At 38.4% G+C, this 14127-nt stretch carries 11 protein-coding genes and 1 pseudogene; 2 read left to right on the forward strand and 10 right to left on the reverse strand.

The window, feature by feature from the left end:
• Positions 1 to 131 precede the first annotated feature (131 nt).
• The 3 genes from C6W18_RS08975 to C6W18_RS08985 are packed head-to-tail and all read right to left on the reverse strand — an operon-like array spanning position 132 to position 3178.
• On the reverse strand, positions 132 to 860 hold the full coding sequence (locus C6W18_RS08975) for an ATP-binding cassette domain-containing protein (protein ID WP_105927353.1): 729 nt from the start codon (positions 858 to 860) through the stop codon (positions 132 to 134).
• Positions 861 to 863: 3 nt separating this feature from the next.
• The gene (locus C6W18_RS08980) at positions 864 to 2645 is read right to left on the reverse strand and encodes a hypothetical protein (protein ID WP_105927355.1); all 1782 of its coding nucleotides are present in this window, start codon (positions 2643 to 2645) and stop codon (positions 864 to 866) included.
• 14 nt (positions 2646 to 2659) lie between these two features.
• Complete coding sequence (locus C6W18_RS08985) at positions 2660 to 3178, reverse strand: stage II sporulation protein M (RefSeq protein ID WP_105927357.1); 519 nt, start codon at positions 3176 to 3178, stop codon at positions 2660 to 2662.
• Positions 3179 to 3580: 402 nt separating this feature from the next.
• Here C6W18_RS08985 and C6W18_RS08995 point away from each other — a divergent pair.
• Positions 3581 to 3994, forward strand: a pseudogene (locus C6W18_RS08995) (Rgg family transcriptional regulator); the annotation flags it as partial.
• Between the two features lie 388 nt (positions 3995 to 4382).
• Here the strand turns inward: C6W18_RS08995 and C6W18_RS09000 are convergent.
• The 5 genes from C6W18_RS09000 to C6W18_RS09020 form a co-directional block, all read right to left on the reverse strand.
• Positions 4383 to 4637, reverse strand: a complete 255-nt coding sequence (locus C6W18_RS09000; RefSeq protein WP_008359596.1) for a hypothetical protein — start codon at positions 4635 to 4637, stop codon at positions 4383 to 4385.
• 188 nt (positions 4638 to 4825) lie between these two features.
• On the reverse strand, positions 4826 to 6283 hold the full coding sequence (locus C6W18_RS09005; RefSeq protein WP_105927362.1) for a sucrose-6-phosphate hydrolase: 1458 nt from the start codon (positions 6281 to 6283) through the stop codon (positions 4826 to 4828).
• A gap of 19 nt (positions 6284 to 6302) precedes the next feature.
• Positions 6303 to 7691: a sucrose-specific PTS transporter subunit IIBC gene (locus tag C6W18_RS09010; protein ID WP_105927364.1), complete on the reverse strand. Its 1389-nt coding sequence runs from the start codon at positions 7689 to 7691 to the stop codon at positions 6303 to 6305.
• Between the two features lie 254 nt (positions 7692 to 7945).
• Positions 7946 to 8779 (reverse strand): PRD domain-containing protein, encoded by an 834-nt coding sequence (locus C6W18_RS09015; RefSeq protein WP_034321994.1) that lies wholly within the window; start codon positions 8777 to 8779, stop codon positions 7946 to 7948.
• A 52-nt stretch (positions 8780 to 8831) separates the two neighbouring features.
• Positions 8832 to 9107, reverse strand: coding sequence for a hypothetical protein (locus C6W18_RS09020; RefSeq protein WP_034321992.1), 276 nt, complete (start codon positions 9105 to 9107; stop codon positions 8832 to 8834).
• A gap of 500 nt (positions 9108 to 9607) precedes the next feature.
• On the opposite strand from C6W18_RS09020, the gene C6W18_RS09025 reads away from it, so the two are divergent.
• A complete protein-coding gene (locus C6W18_RS09025) occupies positions 9608 to 12034 on the forward strand; it encodes a S8 family peptidase (protein WP_105927366.1) in 2427 nt (808 codons plus the stop codon).
• 258 nt (positions 12035 to 12292) lie between these two features.
• On the opposite strand, the gene C6W18_RS09030 is transcribed toward C6W18_RS09025, so the two are convergent.
• Complete coding sequence (locus C6W18_RS09030) at positions 12293 to 13294, reverse strand: LLM class flavin-dependent oxidoreductase (RefSeq protein ID WP_105927367.1); 1002 nt, start codon at positions 13292 to 13294, stop codon at positions 12293 to 12295.
• Positions 13295 to 13351: 57 nt separating this feature from the next.
• The gene (nfsA, locus tag C6W18_RS09035; protein WP_105927369.1) at positions 13352 to 14101 is read right to left on the reverse strand and encodes an oxygen-insensitive NADPH nitroreductase; all 750 of its coding nucleotides are present in this window, start codon (positions 14099 to 14101) and stop codon (positions 13352 to 13354) included.
• Between the last annotated feature and the right edge of the window lie 26 nt (positions 14102 to 14127).

Genomic DNA, 14127 nt, shown 5'->3' on the forward strand with positions numbered 1-14127 from the left:
CAAGGTCAAGAAAAATAAGAAAAATTGTCGCCATTATGAATACATATGATGTTTTTCTATCTTCATTCCAAAAATTAAAAATTAAAATAAAAGATACTATTGTAGTGATTAAAGCCCAAATTATCATTTAGTCAACTCTCCTCTATTTTTGTAATGCTGTTTATAAAATAGTCCTCTACACTATTTTCATTTCCCAAAATTTCTTCCATACTAATGACTGGCTTATGTATCTTACCTTTATCAATTACTATTATAAAATCACATGTGCTTTGTGCTGCATCTAATTGGTGCGTAGATAATAGAACACTATTACCACCTATTATATATTCATTTAAAACTATCTTTATGTCTCTCATACTGATAGGGTCTATACCTGAGAAATACTCATCTAATAAGAGAAGTTTTGGTCTTTTCAATAATAATGGTATAAGCGATATCTTTTTTTTCATACCTAAAGAATACTCCGAAATCTTTTTATCAAGAGCATCCTCTATACATAACTTTTTTGTATAGTACGAGTATTTACTTGCATCATGTTGCAATAATTCACTCATAAAAGAAAGATATTCTTTACCAGTTAGTACCGAATATACTAATGGTGTATCTGGAAGAAACATGATTTCCCCTTTATCCTTCTGAGTATGGACTTTACCATTAAACTTCAGAATGCCACTATCTTCAGGAATAATATTTGCAAGTACTTTTAGTGTTGTAGTCTTTCCAGCTCCATTTTGCCCTAAAAAACCTACAATGGATCCCTGAGGAATTCTAAAAGACAAATTATCCAAAACAACTGTATCTCCTAATTTCTTTGTTAAGTTAGATACTTCAAAAAAAATATCTTCAGTTGCCGCCTTCATACTCTAATACCTCCCCCAAAAATATTTTGTATTACTCACTTTTTTCTTAAATAAGACAATTAATCCAATCGATACAAGAAATTGCCCTAGAATAATTATACAATTCACAAATATCAACTTGGTTAAATCAATTCTTTCAAATAAATACAAGATACAAGGTATCATTAATAATGGAATTAAAGCTCCTGTTATAACTAGATTTATGATAGAAGAAGTTGTTTTTTGATCTGCAAATTCCCCTACTTGTTCAATATTAAAAAAATTAAAGTGAGCATTATAGACACTTGGAATTAGCAAAAAGAGAATAAACATGATTAAAGATGACGTCTGGCTTAATAATAACCAAATCATTAAATTCAAATTAGATCCTGAAACAACTGTTAATATAGTTTGTGAAATAAGGGTAATTAAAATTGTATATACTGAGAATATTAATATCTTTTGTTTCAATAATTTCCATAGGTTTTGACTTGTGTTTAGATAAAGCAAAGCCTTCTCTCCTTCGCTATCTAGAGCTATTAAACCTTTAAAGTGATTATAAAAATTTTCACAGAAAAAATATGTATTAAAATAGACAATTAAATATATAATAAATATTGAAGGTTTTTCAGATAGATCGGTTCCGCTTAGCAAACCGCTATATATCCCGATTAATCCCCAAAAGAACAATCCCCCCACAAGATGATCCATTTTTCTAAAGGCAATAGAAGAACGGAAAAACATTTTAAAATAATTGCTTTTTTTACCTATAAATGGTATTTTAAACATAAAATTACGATGTAACTTTTCCAAAAGAGGTAGGAGTGTGTAATTATAATCAGACTTGTATTTTTCGAATGTGAATATATTTTTGAATATGACTAGTACGAAAAAAATTATTAATACTAAAGCGGATAAAATCAAAAATAGCAAACCAAATCTATCATTATAATATAATGAGGATATATAGTTGTATGGAATCCATTTTGAAGTGAAAAGAAAAGATATATTATCTGTCACAATAGAATAACCCTGGTGAGTCCATAATTCTAAGTCTTCGTTAGTAAATCCAGTTGAATAAAATGGTGCTTTCCGAATCCAATTTTGAAATATTGATGCTAAATTATATCCAACATAAATCAATATGAGTCTGGTTAAAACTATTTGGAGGATCAATATACTTCCTTTCATCCAATAGCTTCTATAAAATATATACAAATAGTGTATGAGAGCAAAAGTAAAACTCAAAATAAGATAAAGGAAATTCGCAATTATGAAAAAAATAACTATATTAATAAAATTTGCTCCCGCAGCTAAATTTAAGGATATACCTAAAGTAACTATATTTAAAACAAAAGTTCTGTAGTTCCATATCATCGACTCAAAAAGCAAAAGTGATCTAGTATACTTTTTTGACAATTTAGTGTTTGATAATAGTTCTATATCCTCTGAAAACTGACTCCAGTTAGAGGCTTTGACACCAACGAATACACAATACATTAGCAGGATTAAAAAATAAATATTCCATATTATTAAAGAATTATTTTGTATACTGGCTATTTTATTTATTATGTAGCCAATAGTTGCGTTTTGATTATCAATTAAATCCAAATTTTCATTAAATATAATAAATGTGAACACTGAGTAATATACTGTTGTATAAAGTATAGCTTTAACTGAATCTATTAATAGAATTAATAAACCCAGTCTCTCACCCCATTTACCGCTTACAAAGTAAAAAGACCCCCATGTACTTTTCCATCTAATATAAGTTTTCCATTTAACCCATGAAAATATTGTTTGCAAAGTAATCACTCACTTTATAAAGAAACAGTTATAAAACCTTCAATTATAGCAGCCATAAAAACTAAAATGACTACTAAAATCAACGGTTTTAGTATTTTCTTCAGATATTTTTTAGGAGAATTGAAATAAAAAGTTAAACCTAAAAATCCTATGCTAGCTGATAATAAGAATGCAGGGATTTCTAGAATTCCATGTGGCAACAGCTTCATAAAGAGATTTGTTCCATTTAGCCCTAACATCATTAATGATTTTACACCGATACCCAGAAAAAAACCATTAAGTAAAAGTAAAAAAACAGTTGGTATACTGAATAAAAAAACTCCACTAATCAGAAATAAGCATACCGTAATATTGTTAACAAAAAGCTCTATAGTTAACTCTATACTAGGTGAAGGTGCAGTTAATAAAGTGTTTTTTTCAGAAAAATCTATGTGATCGCCTGTTAAATATCCGAATAAAAAGGCTAAACTGAAAGGGGACAATAAATTGCTTAGCAATATAGGACGGACTATGCGATCAATTAGAAAGAACAAAGGATATACTCAGCATTATGTTTCTAGTGGTTTACTATCACAAAGTGCTTATTCAAAGTTTGAACTACATCGAATCGACATACTTGCGTCATCTTTTATGGCTTTACTGGAAAAAGTAGACGTTTCTTTAGATGAGTTTCACTATATTATGAACGATTTTCAATATACTCGAAGGCAAAAGTTTATTAACGATTTTTTTCGTACGACTTTCAATCATCCAAACAAATTAAGACAATTGAAAACAGAATCTGAAAGGTTGCTATCAGATTCTGAGGACCAATTGGTCAGTGATATTCAATGTATTTGTACAGCTTTAATAGTGCTTCATGAAACGGGTAGTATTGAACAAGCACGCAAGCACGCAATCACGCAGATACTGTTTGGGAACGTCTTTCTAAGCTTGAAAATTGGTACCTGATCGATATTAGACTTATAAACTCTATACTTTTTATATTTCCTATAGAAACGGCTATACATATAGCAAAGAATGCATTGAAAAGACTTAATTTATATAAGAATTTTCAAGATACTTATAAAATTGAAATTAATATTCGAGTTAATTTTTCGCTTCTTTTAATAAAATACAATAAATTTAAGTCGGCATTAGTTGTATTAGAAGAAGCAATCCCTCTCTGTAAAAGACATGGTGCATACAGGGAGATGGCAATCTGCTATGGTCGTAAAGGGATATGTCTAAAAAACTTAAATATAGCTTCACCTGAAGAGTATTCTGAAAAAGCTGTAACAGTCCTTAATATACTAGAGGAAAAAAAACTAGAAGAAATGTTAAATACGGAGATCAAAAACTATTATTAAAGCTATAAAAATAAATTCTACAATTCAATAAGATACAAAATACTATAATTGATCTCACTTTACTGGATTGAAAGTGGGTTCAAGAAATACATAAAAGAATTTCAAAAAATAATCCTAAGACAGCCCTTAGGATTATTTTTACTATCCACTCATATATTAGATAAAATATGGATATCAGTTCTCTCTACATTCGTTTTGAGAAGAATGGTTATCCTTCCGCCATTGTAATATTTCTTGCACTTTTATAACTCATATACATTAAATAATCTATCTACAAATTTCTATTTATCTTCATACATTAAGATTTAGAATAAAACTAACATAGATAATCTTTAAATAAAAAAAGCATACCCGCACCCAGGTACACTCTTTCACCATACTTTTTTACCTACTTTTGCTGATCAGATTCTTTCGCCATTTTTCGAATAAAGGCTTCAATAGATTCAACAAATAAGGCATATTCTTTCATTTGTTTATACGTATCTGACAGCTTCTCTTTTAATTCTTCCTGCTCTAGAGAAGGTTCACCGAGAATAGATTGGACTTGAATCAGCAATTCTTTATATTCTTCACGTTTATCTTCAACATGATCTGCCATTGTCTCCAAGCGTTTTCTAGTCGTCGGTTGCTGTTTTGAATTCAAGTAAACAACCCCTTTTTGTCCCACCGCATTTGGATAAACGTCAGCCTCAGCTGTATATATTTTAAAATGATACCATAATTCAACCTGTTATCATATATGTAAAACGTCATCAAACCGCTTCAGGCCAACCTTGTATATACACGCTATAGGCTCTAAGATACAGGCTGATCTCACTAGAAAAAAGCAGATCAATGACCTGCTTCTTTTTGTAAATGCCATGTCTTCAATTTCAGCTTCGTTTCATTTCTGCCACTCATCGAGATTGATTTATTTCCCGGGGAAGGAAAGTAGCGTGAGGTAAATACTTCCCTGCCTCCGTTTACAAAAATCTCAATCGACGATGCATCGATAAAGATATGCAGGTCCTGTAATTCCTCTATTTCCACTTCACGAATTTCCTTTGATCGATCTTCAAATCGATCTCGTTCTAATGTCAGTTTCCCCTCGTCTTTATCATAAATGATACGGGCAGCCGCACGAATACAGCATTCAAACCCTTTCTGTGTTTCAATTTGATCAATGAATACCTCTGCACTAGTAATATCATCTACAGGAATGGAATGAACAGAGCGCTTAATATAAAATACATGCTCTTGTTCATTTGTCCGCATGGTCTGAAGCTCAGTTACTGGCTTTTGAATAAGATGTCCCTCATCATCTAAACGGAGCTCTCTCGGAATCGTTAAACAGTGTATCCATTGATAGGAAATCGTCGGGTGATGCTCTTCTCCTTGATCAGGCACACCCATCCATCCAATTAAAATACGTCTGCCTGATTCGTCTTGAAAGGTCTGCTGCGCATAGAAATCAAAGCCGCGATCCAGCTCCTCAAATGCTCCGTGTGTATATTGATAAGACGCATCATCCAATGTGCCAACAAAATAGCCTGATTGATGTGTATTGTGATATTTTAAGCCATCAGGCTTGAGCCCTTGCGGCGACACAATCAATACATCACGGCCGTCTAATTCAAACAGATCTGGGCATTCCCACATATAGCCGAAATCGTCTAAACCATTTTTTCCACTGCCCGCAATCATGCCCTGAAACGTCCAATTGTCTAATGTATCAGAGGTGAACAAGACAAGATGTCCTTTGAGGTCTTGGCTTTGTGCACCTAGAACCATGTACCACTGACCATTTCGCTTCCATACCTTCGGATCACGAAAATGTGCGGTGAATCCTTCTGGCAATGTCGCCACGACTCCCTTTTTCTGAAAATGAATTCCATCGTCTGAAACAGCTAAACATTGATATGTCTCACGGTTTCCTTGTTCATCCCGAACGTTTCCAGTGTACATCACACACATGTGTCCGTCGTCTATAAAGGCACTGCCTGAATAACAGCCGTTTTGATCAAACCAATCACTTGGGGCAAGAGCGGCTTCTTCATGCTGCCAATTTACTAGATCAGTAGATGTGTAGTGACCCCAGAACTTTGCACCATGTCCCGTTTTGAATGGCTGCCATTGATAAAAGACATGGTATATCCCCTTCCACTGAATCAATCCATTCGGATCATTTAAAAGACCAACTGGCGGCATCAGATGAAAATGCTGGCGGTACACATCTTTTTTCACCAAATGCTCATAGTTTCGAATACGATCTGCTACCTTTTGACGAAGTGCTGCATCAATTGTTGTCATGACTGTGACCACTCCTTGATTATTTTTCGACTTCTTTTACTTTAAAAATGATAGTGAGAATAAATGAAACAGCAACAGCGATTAACATACCAATAACATAATTTACCACATTTTGTAAACCAAATGGTGCTGCAACGGCAATCATCGGAATACCTGTTAAACCATAAGCGTTAGCTGCTACCTTCGTGAAGACAACGAATGCGCCGCCTAATGCGCCTCCGATCATTGCGGCAATAAACGGCTTACGATAGCGAAGGTTCACACCGAATATCACAGGCTCTGTAATGCCTAAAAAAGCAGAAAATGCTGCTGGAAGCGCGATTTCTTTTGTTTTCGCACGCTTCGCTAAGAAAAAGACAGCCAATCCCGCCCCGCCTTGTGCTACGTTGGACATTGCCCAGATCGGCAACAAATAGTTCCTTCCAATATCATTCAGCAATCCTGCCTCAATCGCATGGAAGCTATGATGAACCCCTGTGAGCACAATTAAAGAGTAAGTACCTCCGAAAATGAGTCCGGCTAAGAATCCTGCATGGTCATAAACAAATGTCAGTGCATTTGAAATTCCTGTACCGAGCATTCTTCCGAGCGGCCCAACCGCAATAAACGTCACAAATCCAGTCACAATCACCGTCACAAACGGGGTCACAAGTAAATCAATACTGTTTGGAACGACTTTTCTTAAATTCTTTTCAACAAGACACATGATATACACAGTCAATAAGACTGGAATGACCGTTCCTTGGTAACCAAGAAGAGCAATATCAAAATTGAATAAATGCATATACTCTGGTTTCGCCTCTGTCAGTCCCCATGGGTTGAGCAGGTTAGGGTGAATCATAATTCCCCCAATGACGGCACCTAAGTACGGATTTCCACCAAACTCTTTCGCTGCACTGACACCAATTAAAATCGGTAAAATGATAAAGGAAGCACTTGAGAACATATCAAGCATTTGGAAGATCGCAGAGCTTGGATCAACCCATTTAAATGCTTTCATCATGCCTAGAAGACCCATTAATAAACCGCTCGCAACAATCGCCGGGATAATTGGTACAAAAATATTCGATAACGTCTTGGCAAAACGGGCAAGTGGATTCATTTTTTGTTTCACTGCTTCATCATGGCTGACAGGCTTTTGTTTCTCGTCGTCTGTCTCAAGACCGGTCTCACGAGCAAATGGCTCATATACTTTGTTGACAGACCCAGTCCCAAAAATGACCTGAAATTGTCCTGAGCTTGAGAAGGCCCCCTTCACACCTTCAAGTTCTTCAATGGCCTCTTTGTCAATCAGGTCCTCATCCTTCATCACCAACCTGAGTCGTGTGGCACAATGCGTTGCACTGATGACATTTTCTTTACCACCTAATAATTTTGTTAATTCTTTGGCTGTTTTTTGATAATCCATGCTGTCTCCTCCTTTTTTAAAACAAAAAAGACCTAAAATTCACCAACGATCAAAGGACATACACGTCCAATCGTTACGCAAATTTTAGGTCTTGCCTGCCTGACAGTCACAATCCCACGATATCGAATTTTGATTACGCTTTCATCATAGTATAAGAGTGCGACCTGCGTCAATCTATTTTTTCGAATCAATTGACCCATATACACTAATAAGAGTAGTGTGCATAAAAAAAAGCCTGCATGCAGGCACAACCATTAAACCAATTCGGCATCATGCAGACGCTGGACATGCAGCGTGATGTAGCCGATCTCCGATTTAGGGAGATGAAGTCCATATTCATTTTTCAACAAGTCAGCGAGTCCAAGTGCACACTGGTAAGCCGAATCATACTTTGTTTGGATAAAAATCAGCATCTCATCGTCCATAATTTGAAATGCTTCATTCGATTCCAACCTGCCTAGAGCATACCTCAAATGTGTCACTAGCCGCTGATAGGATATACTATCTTCATCAATCGAGTGATGAAAATAGCTTTCAATATGCTCGATCATTTCTTTGATCATCGTTGTGTATTTGACGGTCTTCTTCATGGACTCCGTATTCATTTTGGCCGTATGAATATGAAGCGCCACATATCCTGCCTCATCGTCCGGCAGTTCAACCCCAAGCCGCTCCTTTACATAACGAATGGCATACTTTCCAATGTCATATTCCTGCTTATATAAGACTTTGATCTCACCAAGCAATTTATTATATAGCACAATGCCTTTTTGAACGCGTTCAATGGCGAAGGATAAATGATCCGTCAGTGATATGTGGATATGATCACTGAGCGGCATCATGAGTTCACCCTCTGCATAACTGATAATATGCTCTGCCACCTCAATATGCGCTTCTGGCAATGTTGCAAGAATTTGTTTGAATTTCTCATTTTCTTCACGCACAACAAATATTTTCTCTATTTTTTGAACGGGAACGACGTCATTTTTCCCCTTCTGAAAAGCAATTCCGGGCCCCATCACAATTTTCTCCTGATCACCCTCCTTTACAACCACTGCATTGTTATTCAATATTTTATATATCTTCAAGGGGTATCCTCTCCCACCAGATAACGTTTCTTATGTGGGATTTTACCCTGTTTCACCTCTTCTGTAAAGGTAAGAGCGGACCAGCACGCGCCTCTCTCGTCGCCTTCTCATAAAGCATCATCAGACTTTGCTGAAACTGTTTCTCTGCCCTGCGCTTCTTCTTATTTTCCTCTGCCAGCTTCTCTAGCTCTCTCTCTTTCACTACTTGAAAGAATCCAGCATCCACTGCGGCCGCTTTAAAGCCTTGCTTCATCATCACACCAGGATTCACAAGCACATTCATCATGAAACCAAACCATACACTCAACCAGCTCTTCAATTTCTTCACTGAACATCCCCCGCTTTTCTTAGAATCTAGCAGCTCTAGCAAAATAACTGCTCCTATCATATCCCGAGAAAAAAGAGAGGTTTGTCACAATCTGGGTGAAAAAACAAACTAGTTTTCAGAGGTTTTGTTGAAAAGTGCAGAAGATCCTCACGTTCCATGATCTTTTAAGAAAAATATTATACACACACTATCCAAAAGATAAGCACACCTTATCAACAGGGTTTATCCACATATCAACACCCCCTCACTAGATTTTGTGTATGGATTTTTTTTGTTTTCCATATATGTATCCGGATATTTGAGTTATCAACAGACAATTGTGCATAAGTGCGACTTTATAAACAAAATAGTTCTTTATAACTATGTAAAATAAGACCATTTTAGTAAAGGAATTGTTTTCATCGTATTGAATACTTAATAACGGGCAGTGAATCTTTCCTATTTATCCACAAAAAGAAAGGCTATCTCCCTAAATACACAGCTAGAAAGGGGAAAATTAATTGAAAAAAGGAATCTCTCGTTCTTCTGTTCTATTGTTCTCCACTATTTTTATTCTATCCACATTCTTTTCAGGTCAACAGGCTGCTGCCGCTCCATCTAACAAAAAGATGGAATTGGAAAAAGCAGAAGTCTTCGGCGAAATCAATGTCAACTCAAGAAAACAAACCACTGTCATTGTTGAATTAAAGGAAAAATCCTTAGTTGAAGCCAAGCAAGAAGGCGAAGCACAAACGAAAGCCTCCCTCAAAAAATCTCGAACAAAAGTAAAGAAAGCAGCACTCAAAGAGGTAGATAAAGCGAGTGTTCGTCAAGAATATGAAAAAGTCTTTTCAGGTTTCTCTATGAAACTTCCTGCTAACGAAATCCCGAAGCTGCTCGCAGTTGACGGAGTAAAAGCCGTTTATCCGGATGTTACATATAAAACAGATGAAGTGAAAAAGGAAAGTGTCCAGCTTCCAAATGAGGATGTCTCCCCACTTATGGATAAAAGCGCTCCATTTATCGGTGCACCAAAAGCTTGGGATGCCGGCTATTCTGGCAAAGGGGTAAAAGTTGCTGTCATTGATACTGGAGTTGACTATACCCACCCTGATTTAAAAGGAAACTTCGGTTTATACAAAGGCTATGATTTTGTTGATAATGACTATTCTCCACAAGAAACACCTAAAGGAGATCCTAGAGGCGAATCCACAGATCATGGTACACACGTCGCAGGAACGATTGCGGCGAATGGGCAAATTAAAGGTGTCGCAAAAGATGCCACACTTCTTGCGTACCGTGTACTTGGACCAGGTGGATCTGGGACAACTGAGAACGTCCTTGCAGGCATCGACCGGGCTGTCACTGACGGAGCAGATGTCATGAACCTATCCCTCGGAAACAGTGTCAATAACCCTGATTACGCAACGAGCATCGCACTCGATTGGGCCATGTCTGAAGGCGTTGTCGCTGTTACATCAAATGGAAACAGCGGTCCGAACAGCTGGACAGTCGGTTCTCCTGGTACGTCAAGAGATGCCATTTCTGTCGGAGCAACTCAGCTTCCGTACAGCCTTTACAATGTGAAATTCCCGAACTATTCTACGGCAAAAATCATGGGCTATTATCAAGAAAGTGATTTAAAAGCACTTGACCAAAAACAAGTCACACTCGTCCCAGCAGGTATTGGTGACGAAAATGCATTTGAATACATCGATGTCAAAGGAAAGGTTGCGGTGATTGAACGCGGAGCCATTGCCTTTGTTGATAAAGTGGACAATGCAAAAGCCGCTGGTGCGATCGGCGTTGTCATGTATAACAATACCGATGGAGAAATTCCAGTAGATGTACCAGGTCTTGCTCTTCCTACAATTAAGCTTTCAAAAGCTGAAGGAACAGCGCTTGTCAAAGCCATTGAGGCTGGAAACAATACAACGACTTTCTCCATTCAATTTGTCAAAGAACTCAGTGAACAAGTAGCGGACTTCTCATCTCGCGGACCTGTTGTGGATACGTGGATGATTAAGCCTGATCTATCAGCGCCTGGCGTCAGCATTGTGAGTACAATCCCGACGCATGATCCTTCGCAGCCATACGGATATGGCTCTAAGCAAGGAACAAGCATGGCATCTCCACATGTCGCAGGGGTTGCAGCGATCATTAAGCAAGCAAAACCATCGTACTCAACTGAACAAATCAAAGCATTGATGATGAATACATCGGAAAAACTGTATGACGCAAATGGCAGCCCATTCCCTCACAACACACAGGGAACAGGCAGCGTTCGAATCATCGAATCACTTCAAGCGTCTTCTATCGTTTCTGATGCCAGCTATTCTTACGGCACTTTCTTAAAAGAAAAAGGCGTTCAAATCAAAACGAAAAAATTCAAGGTAGAAAACCTTTCAAAAGCACCGAAAACCTATACCATTGATTACAAATTCGATGGCAGCGGCATTAGTACAAACGGAACGAAAAAAATCACCGTCAAAGGGAATTCCACTGGATCCTTTACTTCCGCGGTACAAGTGAATTACGCAAAAACAAAAAAAGGAACGCACCAAGGCAGTATCACGATCCGCGAAAATGGCAAAAAGGTCACTGAAATCCCTACTTTACTGATTGTGAAAGAGCCTGATTATCCGCGCGTCACTTCGGTTTCCGTAGAGCCTGATAACCGTGCTGGAAGCTATGTCATTAGCAGCTATCTGCCAGGCGGTGCTGAGAACCTCGCATTCCTCGTCTACTCGACAGATGGAGAGTATTTAGGTGAAGCGGGTGTTTATCAACATGTTGATAAAGGGGAACAACGCTTGAAATGGAATGGCACGATCAATCAAGGTCAAAAGCTAGAAGCTGGAGAGTATACAATGGTTGCGTATGCGAGTCTGAAAGGTAAATCAGATACCGTTCAAACGAAAGAACCTTTCGACATTTATCCTGAATAAACGAAAATCACATAAAAAGCCTTGTATGAGCGGATCAGCTCATCAAGGCTTTTTTATTTCTATCATGTATGGAGGAAAGAGCGACTGATGTTGAGATGGCTATGGATCGTTTCTTTTTTTTACTGCTTTTTATCTTTCGATCACCTTGGTTTATTTTTTTTACCTTTTACATGCGAGCTTAATGGCTTGCTAGCGACAAGCCTTATCATGATGGTCCTACGCCCCTTTTATTGGCTGCGCGTACGGTAAAGATACATATTATGCATCAAATGCTTCCTTTAATAAACGATACGATGTGAGCCGATCTTGCATATGTTGTGTGATGGTCACAGCGATCAATTCATCTGTACGATAAGCCTTTGCTAGTGCTGTAAGCTGCTGTTTCACAGAAGATGGCGTCCCAACCACCATCCTCTTCCGATTGGCAGCCACTCGTTTTTGTTCATATGGACTGTATGAATAAGCCTTTGCATCTTCATATGAAGGAAAGCCCCCAAGGTTCTGACCCTGTTCATTGGCTAGTAAGGATAAATCTAGGCTGACAGCCAGTTTTTCTGCCTGCTCCTCTGTTTCTGCGCATAAAACGAAAACCGCAAGACTGACGCGCGGCTCATCACCGAATGCTGAAGGCTCGAACCGATTGATATATTGCTCCACAGAGTTTTCTCCGCCTTCACCATTAATAAAAAGAGCAAACGTGTAGCCAGCACCTACTTTCGCTGCTAGCCTTGCACTTTCTCCAGATGAACCAAGCATCCATACCTCTGGTGCGGTTTCTACCTTCGGAGAAGCGGTCAGGTGAGGCAGCGGGTAGAATTCATCCGCTAGATCATGTAAATAGATCTTCAATTCTTCTACTTGCTCAGGATATTGATCACCTAGACGCTTTCGTTCACCATGATGAAGTGCAATAGAGGAGATCGGCATACCTCCAGGGGCACGTCCAATCCCAAGATCAATTCTGCCCGGAGCCAATGCTTCGAGAACCCTGAAGTTCTCTGCTACTTTATACGCGCTGTAGTGAGGAAGCATGACGCCGCCTGAGCCAATGCGCATGTGTGACGTAACGGCTGATAAATGGCCGAGAAGCACCTCAGGGCTCGATCCTGCAAGCCGGTTTGAAAAGTGATGCTCTGATACCCAAAAACGGTGATAGCCCCACTCTTCCGCCTGCTTTGCCAGCTCAACGGTTTGTCTCAGCGCTTCAGCAGGCGTTGCATCTCCAATCAAAGGAGATTGATCCAGTATACTTAATTTCATTAAGCTGCACCTCTTACAGAAATCCCCCTCTCTCAATCGAAAGGGGGATGTCATTATTTATTTTCGATTAAAGCCCTTCTCTTTCACAAAATCTCCAAGGAAGGCACGCTTTGGCTTGCTAAAGCCCCGAAGCATCTGCTCAGACCAAGTATCTTTTCTCTCGCCGTTTGTTCGTTCTTCATAATATGCTGAAATACGATCATCATATTCTTTTAAGTAACGATCCACGTGCGCTTCATCTTGCTGATATGAATTTTCATGATAAATCAGTTCAATTGGCATCCGTTCTTTTTGTGACGATTGATTGGCTGGATGTCCGACAACCAGACCAAATAACGGCAGCACATAGGAAGGCGTTTCAAGTAATTCAGAGACTTCTTTCAGCTGATTACGCAGTCCGCCAATATAGCAGATCCCAAGTCCCATTGATTCTGCGGCTACACTGAGGTTTTGCGCAGCCAATGCCGCATCAATGACGCTAATGAGAAAGGCTTCCGTATTCTCAAGAGACTCCTGATGGTTCTTACCTGCTTTTTTCGCAATGTAATCGTGACGTTTCAAATCTGCACAGAAGACAAAGAAATGCCCATTCTTCTCAACGTATGGCTGATTGCCAGCCAGTTCAGCAAGCCTCGCCTTCTTCTCCTGATCCGTTATACCAATGATGCTATATGCCTGCACATAGCTTGATGTTGAAGCAGCCTGTGCACTTTTGACGAGTGTCAGTACCTCTTCCTTTGTCAAACGCTCGTCTGTAAACGAACGGATGGACCGATGATTTAATATGGTTTCTATCGTTTTATTCAATTCGAGACCTCCTTCACTCCTACTAT

It is taken from the genome of Bacillus sp. LLTC93 (genome assembly GCF_002993125.1).
Classification (GTDB): domain Bacteria; phylum Bacillota; class Bacilli; order Bacillales; family Bacillaceae; genus Bacillus; species Bacillus zhangzhouensis.

What these genes read in the sequence shown, in the direction of transcription:
- C6W18_RS08975 (WP_105927353.1), bottom strand. Translation starts at nt 860, where the DNA reads ATGAAGGCGGCAACTGAAGATATTTTTTTTGAAGTATCTAACTTAACA.
- C6W18_RS09005 (WP_105927362.1), bottom strand. Translation starts at nt 6,283, where the DNA reads ATGACAACAATTGATGCAGCACTTCGTCAAAAGGTAGCAGATCGTATT.
- C6W18_RS09010 (WP_105927364.1), bottom strand. Translation starts at nt 7,691, where the DNA reads ATGGATTATCAAAAAACAGCCAAAGAATTAACAAAATTATTAGGTGGT.
- C6W18_RS09030 (WP_105927367.1), bottom strand. Translation starts at nt 13,294, where the DNA reads ATGAAATTAAGTATACTGGATCAATCTCCTTTGATTGGAGATGCAACG.